The organism is Pseudomonas sp. 2835 (assembly GCF_050435905.1).
In the GTDB taxonomy this organism is placed as follows: Bacteria; Pseudomonadota; Gammaproteobacteria; order Pseudomonadales; family Pseudomonadaceae; genus Aquipseudomonas.
Genome location: NZ_JBNDLE010000001.1, coordinates 175,463 through 191,389, shown reverse-complemented (window position 1 = coordinate 191,389; position 15,927 = coordinate 175,463). Strand labels below are relative to the sequence as shown.

Below are 15,927 nucleotides of genomic sequence, written 5' to 3'. Positions count from 1 at the left end.
ACACAATGGGGCAGGTCTGTACGACTGCCCTTGCGAGCACTCAGGTGGCGCAATGCCAGGCACCGTTGCGCCGTAATGAACAGCACGAGTACGTCAACCTGGATTGGCCACGCGGCCGAGGAACATCAGTTGTTCTGCGAACTGACCCGTTCGGTTTACCTCCACAGCAACAACGAGGAGTAGTCGCCAGGCTGGCTGGCCGCGCGAGCTGCCAGCCAGTTGTCAAACTCGGCCACCGGCATCGGCCGTCCCATCCAGAACCCCTGGCCCTGGTCGCAACCGGCATTGCGCAAAAACGCATACTGCTCGGCGGTTTCGATGCCTTCGGCGGTAATCTTGAAACCCAGGGCATGGCCCAGGTCGATGATCGCCCGGGTAATCGCCACGCCGTCGTCGTCTTCGGGCAAGTCCTTGATGAAAGCGCGGTCGATCTTCAGGTGATCGATCGGCAGCATCTTCAGGTAGGCCAGTGACGAGTAACCGGTGCCGAAGTCGTCCACCGCGGTGGTCACGCCCAGCTCCTGCAACTGCGCCAGCACCGCGCAGGCATGCTGCTGGCTTTCCATCAGCAGGCTTTCGGTGATTTCCACTTCCAGCAGGGTTGGCGCCAGGTCGTAACGCTTGAGGCTGCGCTTGAGGCTGGCGACATAGTCGCTGCGCTCGATCTGCAAGGCCGCAACGTTGATCGCCACCGGCCCTGGCAGGCGGTCGGCGGCCCGCCAGGCGGCGATCTGCGCGCAGGCAAGGTCCAGCACCTTTTCGCCCAAGGGGATGATCAGCCCGGTGCGTTCAGCCAACGGGATGAACTGCGCCGGCGACACCAGCCCGTGCTCCGGATCACGCCAGCGCAGCAGCGCCTCGGCGCCTTCGACGCGGCCGCTGAACAGGTCGATCTTGGGTTGGAACCAGAGCTCGAATTCGTTGTGTTTGAGCGCCCGGCGCAGGTTGTGTTCCAGCTCCAGGCGCTGCTGCAGGCGTTGGGTCATTTCCGGTTGGTACAGGCGGTAGGCATTGCGACCGCTCTCTTTGGCCGCGTACATGGCGGTGTCGGCATGGCGCAGCAGGCGGTCGGTGCTCTGGCCGTGTTCCGGGCACCAGGCCAGGCCGATGCTGCCGGTGACCAGGGCGGCGTTGCCCTTGAGGTCGAAGGGCAACTGCAAGACCTGCAGCAACGCCTGCACACGCTCGATGCACTCGCCCTCGGGGCCCTTGAGGACAAAGGCAAACTCATCACCGCCAAGGCGGCAGAGGAAGTCTTGTGCTTCGATAAGCTGCATGAATCGCGCCGTGGCCTGTTGCAGCAACAGGTCGCCCATGGCGTGGCCCAGGCTGTCGTTGATCTGCTTGAAGCCGTCGATGTCGAGCACCAGCACCGCCAGGCGCTCGCCCTGGCTGATGGCTTCGAACAGCTGCTGCTGAAAACGCAGGCGATTGGGCAAGCCGGTGATGGCGTCAAAATGTGCCAGGCGCTCCAGTTGCGCCTGGGACTGCTTGAGCTCGAGGTTGCGCAGGTTGACCAGGTGGTTGCTGCGGTTGAGCTGGGCGACGAACACGCTGAACAGGCCCGTGCAGGTTAGGGCAAACAAAAACAGCGGCGAGGCGAACAGGCTCATCGAAGGCCAGCCGCCCAGGGGGCTGGCCGCCAGTTGCCAGAGCCCGCCGGGGACGTCGACATTGACCGTCACCGGGTGCTGTGCGAACAGTTTCGGGTCGCCCCAGATCACCGCCCCGACCGAACCCTGGCCATCGGCGCCGCGCAGGGCCAGCTCGAAACCCGGGTCCAGGTCGAGCCCGGCGGTGCTGAGCAAACGGTCGATATCGGCGACAATCGAGACATTGCCCCAGTACAGCTTGACGCCCTTGTGGCCCTTGAGAAACACCGGGCGCCGGTAGATCAGCCCGCGCCCGCCCTGCAGCAACTGCACCGGGCCTGCCAGCACCGGGCTGTAGTTGTCGCGGGCGCGCTGCAGCAGCGGGTACTGGTCCGGCAACTGGCGGTAGTCCGTACCCAGCACGCCCTGATTGCCATGCAGCGGGTAGACATCGGCGATTACATCATTGGGCGCCAGGGAAACATGGCGGATATGCGGCACCGAGGCGATGGCCTGGCGGGCCATGTCATGAAAATGCTCAGGGCTGATTTCACCGTCGGCGCTGAGCAACTGGGCAATGCCCTCGGTTTCGCCGAACGCCGAGCGCAGCTGCGCTTCGATACTGGCACGCACGCCCGACAGGCGCGCGCTGGCATTGGCAATCACTTCGGCTTCCTGGCGCTGTACGTCCAGGCGCCCGAGCACCACCGACAGGCCGATGCCGATAAGGGCAAAGCCTACTGGCAACAGGCGATTGAGGGTGGTGCGCAGGTTCTTCGGCAGGACCAGATTGTCATCAAGGGCGAGGATTCTTGTGCTCATAGGTCCGTAATTCGCATCGCATTACTGCTTTATCGGCGCTGGCGGCGCATTGTTTAGCCAGGCTGGCTTTTTTTAGCGCGCTGGCGTTATGCTCAAACTGAAACGTTTCACCCATTACAGAAATAGAGGTGCTGCGCCCATGGACCGTCTGCTCGATTCGCTGTTTCCTAATGCCAACGAGATTCCCGAGGCGTATCGCCTGGGTGAACCGCTGGTACAACGCGATTACCTGGTCAACGGCCAGTTGCAGCAATGGGACGGGCCGCTGGCCACGGTACGCAGCCCGGTGTGGCTCAAGGACGGCGATGAAGAACGCCAGGTGATCCTCGGCAACACCCCTTTGCTCGACGCCGATACCGCCCTCACCGCCCTGGACGCCGCCGTGCAGGCCTACGACAAGGGCCGCGGCGCCTGGCCCAACATGCGCGTGGCCGAGCGCATCCAGCACGTCGAGACCTTCCTGGCGAAGATGCGCGAACAGCGCGGGGCGGTGGTCAAGCTGCTGATGTGGGAAATCGGCAAGAACCTCAAGGACTCGGAGAAAGAGTTCGACCGCACCTGCGACTACATCGTCGACACCATCGGCGCGCTCAAAGAGCTGGACCGCCGTTCCAGCCGCTTCGAGCTGGAGCAGGACACCCTCGGCCAGATCCGCCGCGCACCGCTGGGCGTGGCCTTGTGCATGGGCCCTTACAACTACCCGCTGAACGAAACCTTCACCACCCTGATCCCGGCGCTGATCATGGGTAACACCGTGGTGTTCAAACCGGCCAAGTTCGGCGTGCTGTTGATTCGGCCTTTGCTCGAGGCGTTTCGCGACAGCTTCCCGGCCGGGGTCATCAACGTTATCTACGGCCGTGGCCGCGAGACCGTCAGCGCGCTGATGGCCAGCGGCAAGATCGATGTGTTCGCCTTCATCGGCACCAACAAGGCAGCCAGCGACCTGAAAAAACTCCACCCACGCCCGCACCGCCTGCGCGCAGCCCTGGGCCTGGATGCCAAGAATCCGGGGATCGTGCTGCCCGAGGTTGACCTGGACAACGCCGTCAACGAGTCGGTCACCGGCGCCCTGTCGTTCAACGGCCAGCGCTGCACGGCGCTGAAGATCCTCTTCGTCCATGAAGACGTGGTGGACGCCTTCCTCGACAAATTCCAGCGCAAGCTGGCCGCGCTCAAGCCGGGTATGCCCTGGGAGCCGGGCGTGGCCCTGACGCCATTGCCGGAAGCGGGCAAGATCGATTACCTCAACGGCCTGGTGGCCGATGCCGTCGACAAAGGCGCCAGGGTCATCAACGAAGGCGGTGGCGCCAGCCGCGGCTCGTTCTTCTACCCGGCCCTGCTGTACCCGGTGAATGCGCAGATGCGCGTGTACCAGGAAGAACAGTTCGGCCCCGTGGTGCCGGTGGTGCCGTATCGCGACCTGCAGACGGTGATCGACTACGTGCTCGATTCCGACTTCGGCCAGCAACTGAGTATCTTCGGTACGAACTCGGCTGAGGTCGGCAGGCTGGTCGATACCTTCGCCAACCAGGTCGGCCGCATCAACCTCAACGCCCAGTGCCAGCGCGGCCCCGACACCTACCCGTTCAACGGCCGCAAGAACTCCGCCGAGGGCACCCTGTCGGTGCATGACGCATTGCGGGTGTTCTCCATCCGCACGCTGGTGGCGACCAAGTTCCAGGACAGCAACAAGCAACTGATCAGCGACATCATCCGTAACCGCGAGTCGAGCTTCCTGACCACCGATTACATTTTCTGACTGCCGCTCGTCCAGCGCCGCGATTTTTGATTTGCCCAATTGCCGAAACTGTATAAATATACAGTTTCGCGCCATTCACCCTGCGGCGCCTTAAAGGAGGATCAATAAAATGGCAGTCAAACCAATCCCCGAAGGACAGCACAGCATTACCCCCTACCTGGGCATCAAGGATGCCGCCAAGGCCATCGAGTTCTACAAGAAGGCCTTCGGCGCCGTCGAGATGTTCCGCCTCGACGGCCCCGACGGGCGCGTCGGCCATGCCGAGCTGAAAATCGGCGACTCTTCGTTGATGCTCGCCGACCCGTGCGATCAGTCCGGCGGGCTGGTCAGCAGCCAGTCACTCAATGGCACGGCCATTGGCCTGCACTTGTATGTCGAAGATGTAGACGCCCGTTACGCCCAGGCGCTTGCCGCCGGTGCGACCCAGGTCAGCGCCGTGCAGGACCAGTTCTACGGCGACCGTAGCGGCACCCTGAAAGACCCGTTCGGCAACCTTTGGTTCGTCTCCACCCACAAGGAAGACCTGACCGTGGAAGAGATCCGCGCCCGCGCCGCCAAGCTGTTTGGCGGCCAGTAAGCAGCGCCTGGTTCGGCTGGCGGGCATGTTCGCCAGCCGGGCTTTGGATTAAGGTGGCAGGCACAGGAAGGCTGGCCAGGATCGTGCATGCGAATCATTGAAAAAAACGCCGCGCTGGTGCGCACCCTCACCCCTGCTGAAGACGAGCTGTTGCGTGGTTTTGTCCAGGGCAACCTCGAAGGCCCTCGCCTGCTGCAGGCCAACCAGTTGCTGATGAAGGTGCGCGCCGCCGGCCATTGGCTGGCCTGTGATTGCCAGCCCAAGGCCATGCCGGTGCTCAACGTCAACCTCAACGGCAACACCGGCACCCTGTTCCTCAAGAACAATCCGGGCACCGCCGAGCATGCGCCGGACTGTGCGTTCATCAAGGATGAGCGTGAAAGTGGCAGCCGTGACAACGACGCTGAATCGCCACCGGCAGCCTGGCTGGCGCCCGATGCGCCGTTGCGGTTGATCGGCGACTTCAAGCGCGCCAGTGAAGCCAGCGGCGAGTCCGCAGGTACCGGCGACAAACGCGAACAGCACCGGTTGTTGTCGTTGCTGCTGACCCTGATCGAGGCCAGTGGCCTGAACGTCTACGCCACTCATCTGAAGAAGGATCTCACCGGGCAGTTCGCCGAACTGCGCGGGGTGGCCAGCCGTTATCCGCTGATCGAGCGGGTGCCGGCCAGCAACTACCTCGAAACCCGCCTGGACATGAAGCACATGATGATGCTCAAGGCGCGGCTGCGTGAGTCCACGGCTTTTGGCAACCATCGCCGGCATGGTCTGCTGCTTGATTGCGTCAGCCAGATCAAGGCGCGCAAGGTGTTCAACGAGCGCAGTGAAGACGGCTTCGACTTTCAGGGCCATCATCTGCTCTGGGGCGGCAGCAAGACCCCGGGGCCGTTGCTGGCCCTGGCGATCTACTCGCCGGCCAGTGCCGGCAGTCATTTCTATGAGCTGATTCATGTTGCCAGCGTGCCGGTGCTGTCGCGCGGGCAGCTGTTCCCGGTGTACCGCGATGAAGAGCGCGAGCCATTGAAAATGCTCATTTCGCTGATCGACTGGATGGCCAGCAAGGGCGTCAAGGTGATCATGCGCCGGCCTGTGCTGGGTGGTCAGGGCATGGATGCGCTGGTGCTCAGCTCCGACCAGGACCGGGTACTCTCGGTATCGCTGACCGAACAGCCATTGGGGCCTGAGCCGGAGGGCGAAACCTTCAAGCGCTATGCCGACTTCAAGAGCCTGGACACCTTCCGTAAGTACGTGGCCGGCTTCTTCATGCGCGGGCGCGAGTAGTGCCGTTGGTCGAGTGCGTCGCACCTTCGAAGGGTGGCCGGACCTAACGTCTGGCATCTGTCCAGAAAAGGAGTTTGACCATGACCCGTAGCGCCCTCGCTGTCCTGATGTTCGCCGCACTGGTTGGCGCCCAGGCCGTTGCTGACACCGGCCCGACCAACCCCAACCCGGACACCTCCCCGACTACGCTGCCGAGCATCAATACCGGCACCAACCCCACCGATACACCGCTGCCCAGCGGCACCGACCCGCGCACCCAGGGCAATGACGCCGGACGCCAGGGTGGCAGTGAAACCGATGGCAGCCGGCGCGAGCCAACGAAAGAAGGCAGCGGCTCGGAGAATGGCGGTGCAAGTCAAGGCCGCGCTGGCGGTTATTAGGCCGCTGCGCGGCCATCGCCGGCAACGCCGGCTCCCACAGGGTTGTGCATGCTTCAGACACATCAGGTTTAACTGTCCTGATATCCGAAAGCAATGATCGGGCTAGCCTGAAAGTTCATCTTCAGGAGACCCCACATGGACAGTCCAGCCTCCCATCGCCTCAGACGTGGGCGAGTATCGACACCTGGCGGTTTGTACCTGCTGACCAGCATCACTGAAAACCGCCAACCGGTTTTCACTGATTTTCACCTGGCTCGGCTGATGGTTGAACAGCTGCAATATGCACAGCATCAAGCCCTGGCGAAATCCCTTGCCTGGGTGATCATGCCCGATCATCTGCACTGGTTGATCGAGCTGCAGCAGGGAACCCTTGCATCCTTGGTACGGCGAGTCAAATCTCGCAGTACCTGCCTGATCAACAAGACCAGCCGGCGCACGGGGCGCTTGTGGCAACAAGGTTTCCATGACCGGGCGTTGCGCCGGGAAGAAGATATTCAGGCGGTGGCGCGCTATATCGTTGCCAATCCTCTGAGGGCGGGGTTGGTGTCTCGCATAGGTGACTACCCGCATTGGGATGCCATCTGGCTCTAGACCTCTGGGGGAATCGGAGCATGCACAACCCTGTGGCGTTGCCGGCGAAGGGCTGCGCAGCAGCCCCAAGGCTACCACTGGCGCTTGTCCGGCCGGGTCAAGCCGAGTTTTTCTATGCGGTATCGCAACATGTCCCGGCTCAAACCCAGCAACCGCGCCGACTTGGTGACGTTCCAGTCGGTGCGGTCAAGCATCTTGCGCACCATGTCACGCTCCACTTCCGGCAGGCTCGCTGCTGCCAGGGCATCACCATCGCCATAGGCTTCATGCACCGCAGGCGTCGGCATCTCCAGCGGCTCGTCAACCAGGCTCATGCACACGTTGAGCTGGTGCGGGGCGATCAGCTCCTGGGGCGCGAGTAATACCGTCTGCTCGAGCATGTTGCGCAACTCGCGCACGTTGCCCGGCCAACTGTAGTTGAGCATCAGCTCCTCGGCCTCGACGCTGAAGCGCAGGTTGGGCTTGCCATAGCGTTTGCCATGCAGGGCAAGAAAATGCCGGGCCAGCAGCAGGATGTCTTCACCCCGGGCATACAACCTGGGCACCTTGATCGAGATGATGCGCAGGCGAAAAAACAGGTCACGGCGAAACTTGCCCTGCTGGACCATCTGCTCCAGGTTGCAGTTGGTGGCGCTGATGATGCGCAAATCGACCTTGCGTTCCTTCACCGCACCAATCCGGCGAATGGTGCGGTCTTCGAGCAGTTTGAGCAGCTTGGCCTGCAGCAGCAGGTCCATCTCGCCGATCTCGTCGAGAAACAAGGTGCCGCCGTCTGCCGCCTCGACCAGGCCGACGCGGCGGTCCTTGGCATCGGTAAACGCGCCCTTCTCATGGCCGAACAGTTCAGCCTCCAGCAGGTTGGCCGGGATCGATGCGCAATTGAACTCGATAAACGGCCCCTTGCTGCGCACCCCGTCAAAATGCAGGGCGCGGGCCACCAGCTCTTTACCGGTACCGGTCTCGCCCTCGACCAGCACCGGCGGCAGGTCGCCGCTGGCCATGCGCTGCTCGGCATCGAGCAACTGGCGGATGGTGTGCTTGAGGCCGAGCATGGCCGGTGATTCGCCAATCAGCGCCTGGCCACCTGATTTTTGCGCCTCGCGTTCCTGGTAGAACGACAGGGTGCGTTCCATGCGCTCGGTGGCCAGGGCCTTTTCCAGCATCAGCTTGAGCTCGGCCAGCACCACCGGTTTGGTCAGGTAGTGGAAGGCGCCCTCCTTCATCGCCAGCACGGCGTCTTCGACGTTGCCGTAGCCGGTCATCATGATCACCTTGAGCTCCGGCGCGCGCTGGGCCAGGGTCTTGAGCAGCTCGTGGCCGCTCATGCCCGGTAGCGAGTTGTCGGTCAGCACCGCATCGGGCTGACAGCGCGGCAGCTGCTCCAGGGCCTCTTCGGCGCTGTGGCAAACCGTGACCTCGAAGCCTTTGCGCTCAAGGTAGGTCTGGATGTTCTCGGCGAGGATTTGATCATCCTCCACTACCAGGATGCTCTGCTCCATGGTCCCCTCCCGCTGCAATATTGAAGGTCAGGCATACGCGGGTTCCTTCCTCTTCGCGGCTGGCCAGGCTCACCGAGCCGCCAAAACGTTCCATGATCCGCTTGACCAGTACCAGGCCGACGCCAAGGCCGCCCTGTTTGGTGGTGAAAAACGGCTTGAAGACCATGCGTTCCTGCTGCTGGGTCATGCCCTTGCCGGTGTCGCTCAAGGTCAGTTGTAGCTGATTGCCGTCGTCCAGCAGCCGCACTGCGACATCCAGGCGTCCGCCGGTTGGCATGGCCTCCAGGGCATTGGCGAACAGACTGTTGAGAATCTGCGTCAGCAGCACCGGCTGGCTGATCACCCACGCCACCTGTGGCGTATCAATTTGCACCAGCACCTTGTTGCGCTCCAGTTGCTGGGCGTAGGCATGGCGGGTGTCGTCGAGCGCCGCCACCAGCTCGACCGCTTCGGCATCGTCGTTCATGGGCCGCAACGACGCCAGCAGGTCGCGCACCCAGCGCGACATGCGGTCGACCTGGCTGATGATGTCGCCGATGTTCTTCTGCGCCGGGACGCTGGCGATGTCCTGGGCAAGTTCGGCGCTGGAGCGAATGTTGGCCAAAGGGTTGCGCAGGCTGTGAGCCACTGCCGAGGACATTTCGCCGAGGGCGACGAAGGTTTCACTGGCCACCAGCTGGGTTTGCTGGGTCTGCAGCATGCTCGCGGCGCGGCGCACGATCCAGAACAAGCCAAAGTAGATCAGCGCCCCACCGACCAGGGTCGAGGCCCAGATCAGCACGTAACCGCGCTGGATGCGCCGCACCAGGTCCTGGGGCTCCTTGTACACCTCGACCATCGACAGCACCTTCTTGCCCTCGCTGTCGAACATGGGGATGTAGTTCTCAATGAACAGGTACTGCGGCTGGCGCTGGAATTTTTGCTCTTCGCGGTCTTCGTCGGCCTTGTGGTAGCTGGCCGAGACCGGCACTTTCGACTCGAAGGATTCGTCCAGGTCATCGTCACCAATGATCTTCTGCCCGATCAGCTGCGGGTTGGTCGACCAGACGATGGTCCGGTCCAGGGCATAGACGTTGGCCAGCAAGGTATCGGGCAGGTGCTCGACATGGTCGAGGAACTCCACCCGGGTGGATTCGGCCAGGGTCGGGCTGACGCTGGAGTGCTGCTGGTCCAGGCGCGGGTCGAGCAGCTCGCCCATGGTCGTGCCCGGCGGGATGCGTGAATGGCGCACTTCGGCCTGGGCCATGGCCTGGATGAACTGGGCGGTGAGCATGGCGTCGCGCTCGACGCTGTCGGTGACCACGAAGCGGGTCGAGACATAGCCCAGCCCGCCCGCCACCGAGGCGATGATCAACAGACTGACCAGCGAGAACCAGCGCAGCAGGTTGAACTGGCGCAAAGGTCGGGCGGCTGCCTGGCTGTCGAGGCCCTCATCGGCCAGTTTTCCGTTGAGCATCTGCATCGGGTCTGGTCCTGCCGTGGATGCTTTTTTTCTTAGAACTTATAGCCCAGCGCACGCGCAGGCGTAGTACATCAAAACTTATGGCCGCGAGGGCAGTGATAGTATTTTGCCTTTATGGCATCTGGTGTTTGGCCTCTTCTGCGCGAAGGTGGATTAGCTGGCCAACCTGAACGTCAATTGCACACAAGTGCCCTGGCCTTCTTCGCTGCTCAATTTCACCGCCCCGCCAAAGCGCTCCATGATCCGCCGCACCAGCACCAGACCTACCCCCAACCCCCCTTGCTTGGTGGTAAAAAACGGCTTGAAGGCCATGCGCTGTTGCTCCTCGGTCATGCCCTTGCCACTGTCGCACAGGCGCAGGGTCAGGCCCTGGCGGTTGTGCCGAACCCGCTCCACGCGCAATTCGCCACCGTCGGGCATGGCCTCAAGGGCGTTGGCGATCAGGCTGTTGAATATCTGCCCAAGCAGCACCGGCTGGCACAGCACCTGAACCTCTGGCAACTCGCCCAGTTGCAGGCGCACGCCCTGGCGTAGCAGCTGCGGGGCAAAGCCTTGCAGGCTGTCCTGCAGCACCCGCACCAGGCCCACCGGCTCCGGGCTGTCGTTCAAGGGCCGCAGTGACTGCAGCAGTTCGCGCACCCAATGGGACATGCGGTCGACCTGGCTGATGATGTCGCCGATGTTCTTCTGCGCCGGCCCCTCTTCGATCTCCTGGGCCAGTTCGGCACTTGAGCGAATGCTCGCCAGGGGGTTGCGCAGGCTGTGGGCCACCGCTGACGACATCTCACCCAGGGCCACGTAGGTTTCGATGTTGATCAAGCGTTTTTGCTGCACCGCCAGTTGCCGCGCGGCGCGACGCATGATGCCGTACAGGCCGATGTACACCAGCCCCGCGCCAACGACCGTGGCCAGCCAGATCAGCAACAGCCCGCGCTCGATACGCAGAATCAGGTCGTGGGGCTCCTTGTAGATCTCGACCATGGCGGTGACGTTGCCACCCTCGGCGTCGAATAGCGGGATGTAGTTCTCGATGAACAGCTGCTCGGGCGGGGTAATGAACTTCTGCTCGCTGCGCGCCTGGTCGACGTCGTGGTAGCTGGCCGATACACGCATCTTCTGGTCAAAGGCATGGTCGAGGTCCTCGTCGGCCTCGATCATCTTGCCCACCAGCGCCGGGTTGCTTGACCAGATGACCATGCGGTCCGGGGCGTAGATATTGGCCAGCAACACGTCGGGCAAGTGGGCGATATGGTCGAGGAACTCGCCACGGGCGCTGCGCCGGGCCTGGGGGTCGACATCCGGGAAGGCCTGGTCCAGGCGCGGGTCGAGCAACTCGCCCATGGTCCGCACGTTGGGGATCGACACATGGCGCACTTCGGCCAGGGCGATGGCCTGGATGAACTGGGCGGTGAGCAAGGCGTCGCGCTCGACGCTCTCGTTGATCACGAAGCGGCTGGAAATCAGCCCCAGGCCCACAGCCACCGAAAGAATGATCGCCAGGCTGACAAAGGCATACCAGCGCAACAGGTTGAACGGCTTGCGCGCGGCGGCCGGCGCCGGGCTTGCGAGCTGCAGGGACGACGAATCGAGGCGTGGCTGGCTGCTCATGACTGACTCCCGAATGAACGCTCCTTAGGTTATAGCCCAGCCCGCGCAAATCCCCCGCACCCTTGCCCCACTTGCCCCCAACCCTGGGGCCAGCGCCCCGTGCCGGGTAGCCCTGCCGGCACCCTGAAAACTCGCTGCAGGCCTTGTGCAGTAAGGCCTGTAGCGCCTTGACAATAAATTGGTACGGATGTTGCCGATGCCTGTGCAGACGACCCAAGTCCATGGGCCCGATTGCAAGAGGGAAGACTCATGCACCGTCCAACGCCCCACCCACTGGCTCTGCTGATCCTGGCGAGCATTATCCAGGCACCGGCCCAGGCCGCCCTGTTCGAAGTAGACCCCGGCCCTTACCTGCCGGCCACCGGCGGCTTTGCTGCCTGGTACCAGGACACCCATGGCCGGGTGCTCGATCTGTGCCTGTCCAAGGCGGTCAGTTCGCGGGTGCCCGGCGCACCCGGGGCGCCGTCGTACATGTGCGTGCTCAACCCCGCTCCCGGGGTGTTCGACGACACCCGGCCGATCAGCTTCCCCACCAACTACCCCGACGAAACCTTCTGGTTCACCGCCGATGCCGCCATCGCCGACGCCGCCCGTGGCATCGACCTGACCTACGGCACCGCCATCGAGGCGGCCTTTGCCGCAGAAGAGGTGGTCGACGGCGATCAGGTCAGCTTTGCCCGGGTGCGTATTCGCGTTGACGTGCCCACGGCCGGCACCTACATCGTCACCCACCCCTACGGCGTCGAAGTGTTCGATGTGCCGGCAGCCGGACGGCGGGCGATCAACATGACCCGCGACATCGGCATCGGCTCGCCGAAAACCTATACCGGGGCGCTCAAGGGCGATGTCGGCCCGTTCCTGCGGGGCGTCGGCGGCCCTTACACCGAGACCAACCCGGCCACTGGCGCCAGCGAACGCTTCATTGGCGACCCGAACCTGCAGGAAGCGGTGACCGGCAGCCCGTTCAATACCAACTTCGTGCGCATCGAGGGCCCCAACGGCCTGGACCTGCGCACCGAGCTGTTCTCGGTCTCGGGCAAGCTCTCGACAGTCGCCCGCCCGACCCCGGTGATCGCCCAGCGCAGCACCTACTCGCGACACAGCGAGAACGGCGACCTGCGCGCCCAGCAGGATCTGTTCGTGCAGGCCCCGCCGCCACCGGCTACCGCGGTGCTGGTCAGCCAGACCCCCAACCTCAACCTCAGCGAAGCCAACACCACCGGTGCCTGGTACGCCCAGTCGGCGCTCAACCCGTCGTTGCCGCTGAACCTGCAGGTGACCGCCGACAACAGCCTGGCGATCCCCAGCAGCACCCCTACCACCCTGACCCTGGCGCTGACCGACCTGGTGGTGATCGAGCGCGCCGAGTACAGCCTGGCCTCCGGACAGTTGACCCTGGTCGCCAGCACCAGCGACGAAACCAGCCCGCCGGTGCTCAGCGCCAGCACCGGCAACGGCGCCACGATCGGCACCCTGAGCGGCAATGGCGCGGTCAAGACCCTCACCACCGGCCTGTCGCCGATCCCGCCCGCCAAGGTCACGGTGACCAGCACCAACGGCGGTAGCGACAGCGAAGAAGTGGTGCTCGTGCCATGAACTCTCTTACGCCACGTCCCGTAGCAGGAGGCAGCATGAACAACTGGCCACGCCTGGCGCTCTGCGCAGCCGGGCTTTCCCTCTCGCTGGCCGGCACTGCCTGGGCCGGCCTCAAGGCGGTCGATCCCGGCCCCTACACCCTGGCCACCGGGCGTTACCCGATGTGGTACCAGGACCATGGCAACCTGTCGCTGGAGCTGTGCCAGTCGCGGGCGGCAAGCTCGCGGGTGCCGGTGTCGGTACCGCCCAACTACATGTGCACCTTGCTGCCCGAACCTGGCGTCTACGACGATGCCCTGCCGCTGGTGTTCCCGGATAACTGGCCGCCGGAAATGTTCTGGTTCCTGGCCGAAACCGAAATCCCCGAGGTGGGCAACAGTGGTTACGAGCTGGAAGTCTATGTCGCCGGTATCGAGGCGGCGTTTGCCGCCGAAAACCCGGTGGACGGCGACCAGCAAAGCTTCGCGCGTATCCGCATCCGCGCCTCGGTGCCGCGTACCGGTACCTACGTGATCACCCACCCGTACGGCGTCGAGACGGTCAACGTCACCACCGCCGGGCGCCGTGCGATCAACATCACCCGTGACATCGGCATCGGTGCCCCGGGGGACTTCAGCGGCGTGCTCAACGGCGCGGTCGGGCCATTCCTGCGCGGTATCGGCGGCCCCTACACCGAGATCAACCCGGACACCGGCGCCAGCGAAACCTACATCGGCGACCCGAACATCACTGAAGCGGTCACCGGCAGCCCCAACAACACCAACTTCGTGCGTATCCAGGGCCCGGCCGGGACCCTCCAGACCAACCTGTTCACGGTCTCCGGCAAGGTTCTCGATCCACGCAAGCAAACCCCTGCCGAACTGCAGCGGGCCAGCTACCGGCGCACTTCGGCCGGGACCCGCGTGGAAGTGTTCGCCAAGGCGCCGAACAACGCCACGCTGTGCATGCGCGACACCCTGGCGCTGGTGCCGGGCACCCCGCCTTCGCCCTGCCAGTTCAACCTGCTGGCCGACAACAATGGCCTGTTCTTCGCCCATCACCTGAGCAGCGCCGCACCACCGCCGGTCATCGTCGTCACCGCCACCGACCCGACCGGCGCCACCCGCCCCACCGCGCTGTCGAGCAAGCTCAGCGACGTGGTCAAGGTCACCACCGCCCGCTATGACTGGGCCAACAAGCGCCTGCGCATCGAGGCCAGCTCCAGCGATGAAGTGCAGGTGCCCGACCTGGTTGCCCAGGGTTACGGGCGGCTGTCGAAGTCCGGCACCCTGCAAACCCTGACGGTCAACGACCTGAGCCAGCCCCCTGCGATCGTCACGGTGAAATCCGCCGCCGGCGGCAGCGACAGCGAGCCGGTGGTGGTAATCGGCAATGCCCCGGTCGACGCCGCCAACCAGCCGCCAGTGGCCCAGGCCGACGTCGGCAGCACACGCGTCGGGGTGCCGCTGAGCCTGAACCTGCTGGCCAACGACAGCGATCCGGACGAGAACGTGCCGCTGAGTATCAGCGACCTGACCCAGCCGGCAACCGGCCAGGGCACGGTGGTGCTCAACGGCACCACAGCCGTCACCTACACCCCGCCGGCGGTGGTCAACGCGCCGCTGGTGGCCACCTTCACTTACCGTGCCCAGGACAGCAAAGGGCTGAAATCGCCCGTTACCAACGTCACCATCAACGTTGCCGCCAACCAGCCGCCAACCGCCGTCAACGACACCGCCAGCACCCTCGGGGTGGCCTTGCCGATCAATGTGCTGGCCAACGACAGCGATCCGGATGGCAACGTACCGCTGACAGTCGCCAGCGTCACCCAACCGGCACTGGGCCGCGGCACGGTCAGCACCGATGGCAGCCAAGTCACCTATACCCCACCGGCGGTGATCCTGGCGGCGTTCAGTACCACCTTCACCTACATCGCCCGCGACAGCGCAGGCGCCCTGTCGGCACCGGCCACGGTCACGGTCCAGGTATCGCCACGGCCACCCGCCGAGAACTTCACCGTTACTGCCGCAACGGTCACGGCACGGGCTGGCGGTCGCTTTACCTGGGATATCTCCGGCACGACCTCGGCGATCCTGCTCAACGCCGTCACGGTGCAGGTCACCACCCCGAACGGCCTGGTCACCCTGGGTACCACCCCGGTGCCGCTGACCGGACGCTGGCGGCTGAGCGTAACCAACAGCGTCGCGCCGAGCGCGGCAGCCCCAACGGCGACCGTCACCACCAGCCTGGGCACCGTGCGCACCGCGCCGGTCACCGTGCAGTAGAGAGAGGAGAACGACCATGGCGCGCCTGACCACCTTGCTGCTGTGCCTGTGCCTGGGCAGTCAGGGCGCCCTGGCCGACGACCTGATGGATAACGCCGACCTTGCCATGGGCAGCGACCTGGGCGAGCTGTCGATGCAGCCATTGGCGCCTTCCAGCGGCCAGCAGGCGCTGGTCGAGCAGAACGGCCAGAGCAACCGCGCAGCGCTTGGCCAGGACGGCCAGGCGCTGCTCGGGCGCATCGTCCAGCAAGGCGGCGCGCAGGAGGCGTACATCCTGCAACAAGGCAACGACCTGATGGCCTCGATCAACCAGCAGGGCTACGGCAACAGCGCTTCGATCAGCCAGAGCGGCAGTAACAACCGCGCGCAGATCGAGCAATACGGCAACAGCAACAGCGCCAGCATCGAACAGGCCGGCAGCGGGCTTTCAAGCTCGGTGATCCAGGCCGGCAACGGTCAGCGCGTGCAGGTCAACCAATACCGTTAAACCTGGAGG

Annotated in this window: 12 protein-coding genes; 8 read left to right on the top strand and 4 right to left on the bottom strand. The window is 64.1% G+C overall.

The annotated features are described in order from the left end of the window. Positions 1–155: 155 nt before the first annotated feature. Positions 156–2,414 carry a putative bifunctional diguanylate cyclase/phosphodiesterase gene (locus ABIE20_RS00710; RefSeq protein ID WP_429501915.1) on the bottom strand — a complete coding sequence of 753 codons (2,259 nt, stop codon included), beginning with the start codon at positions 2,412–2,414 and terminating at the stop codon, positions 156–158. Positions 2,415–2,553: 139 nt separating this feature from the next. On the opposite strand from ABIE20_RS00710, the gene ABIE20_RS00705 reads away from it, so the two are divergent. The 5 genes from ABIE20_RS00705 to ABIE20_RS00685 all read left to right on the top strand — a co-directional run bounded on the left by ABIE20_RS00705 (position 2,554) and on the right by ABIE20_RS00685 (position 7,002). Further along, on the top strand, positions 2,554–4,173 hold the full coding sequence (locus tag ABIE20_RS00705) for an NADP-dependent glyceraldehyde-3-phosphate dehydrogenase (protein WP_429501913.1): 1,620 nt from the start codon (positions 2,554–2,556) through the stop codon (positions 4,171–4,173). A 109-nt stretch (positions 4,174–4,282) separates the two neighbouring features. Beyond that, the gene (locus ABIE20_RS00700; RefSeq protein ID WP_429501911.1) at positions 4,283–4,750 is read left to right on the top strand and encodes a VOC family protein; all 468 of its coding nucleotides are present in this window, start codon (positions 4,283–4,285) and stop codon (positions 4,748–4,750) included. Between the two features lie 87 nt (positions 4,751–4,837). Next, a complete protein-coding gene (locus ABIE20_RS00695; protein ID WP_429501909.1) occupies positions 4,838–6,031 on the top strand; it encodes a hypothetical protein in 1,194 nt (397 codons plus the stop codon). A gap of 80 nt (positions 6,032–6,111) precedes the next feature. Continuing rightward, positions 6,112–6,411: a hypothetical protein gene (locus ABIE20_RS00690; RefSeq protein WP_429501907.1), complete on the top strand. Its 300-nt coding sequence runs from the start codon at positions 6,112–6,114 to the stop codon at positions 6,409–6,411. A 135-nt stretch (positions 6,412–6,546) separates the two neighbouring features. Then, complete coding sequence (locus ABIE20_RS00685; protein ID WP_429501905.1) at positions 6,547–7,002, top strand: REP-associated tyrosine transposase; 456 nt, start codon at positions 6,547–6,549, stop codon at positions 7,000–7,002. 71 nt (positions 7,003–7,073) lie between these two features. Here ABIE20_RS00685 and ABIE20_RS00680 read toward each other — a convergent pair whose 3' ends face one another. The 3 genes from ABIE20_RS00680 to ABIE20_RS00670 all read right to left on the bottom strand — a co-directional run bounded on the left by ABIE20_RS00680 (position 7,074) and on the right by ABIE20_RS00670 (position 11,571). Continuing rightward, the gene (locus ABIE20_RS00680) at positions 7,074–8,501 is read right to left on the bottom strand and encodes a sigma-54-dependent transcriptional regulator (protein WP_429501903.1); all 1,428 of its coding nucleotides are present in this window, start codon (positions 8,499–8,501) and stop codon (positions 7,074–7,076) included. After that, entirely contained in the window at positions 8,470–9,963 is a 1,494-nt protein-coding gene (locus ABIE20_RS00675) for a sensor histidine kinase (protein ID WP_429501901.1), read from the bottom strand. The genes ABIE20_RS00680 and ABIE20_RS00675 overlap by 32 nt, the downstream gene beginning before the upstream one ends. 153 nt (positions 9,964–10,116) lie before the next feature. After that, complete coding sequence (locus tag ABIE20_RS00670; protein ID WP_429501899.1) at positions 10,117–11,571, bottom strand: sensor histidine kinase; 1,455 nt, start codon at positions 11,569–11,571, stop codon at positions 10,117–10,119. 249 nt (positions 11,572–11,820) lie between these two features. On the opposite strand from ABIE20_RS00670, the gene ABIE20_RS00665 reads away from it, so the two are divergent. The 3 genes from ABIE20_RS00665 to ABIE20_RS00655 are packed head-to-tail and all read left to right on the top strand — an operon-like array spanning position 11,821 to position 15,918. Further along, complete coding sequence (locus tag ABIE20_RS00665; protein ID WP_429501897.1) at positions 11,821–13,167, top strand: hypothetical protein; 1,347 nt, start codon at positions 11,821–11,823, stop codon at positions 13,165–13,167. A gap of 35 nt (positions 13,168–13,202) precedes the next feature. Further along, positions 13,203–15,431, top strand: coding sequence for an Ig-like domain-containing protein (locus tag ABIE20_RS00660; protein ID WP_429501895.1), 2,229 nt, complete (start codon positions 13,203–13,205; stop codon positions 15,429–15,431). A gap of 16 nt (positions 15,432–15,447) precedes the next feature. Further along, the gene (locus tag ABIE20_RS00655) at positions 15,448–15,918 is read left to right on the top strand and encodes a curlin (RefSeq protein WP_429501893.1); all 471 of its coding nucleotides are present in this window, start codon (positions 15,448–15,450) and stop codon (positions 15,916–15,918) included. Positions 15,919–15,927 lie beyond the last annotated feature (9 nt).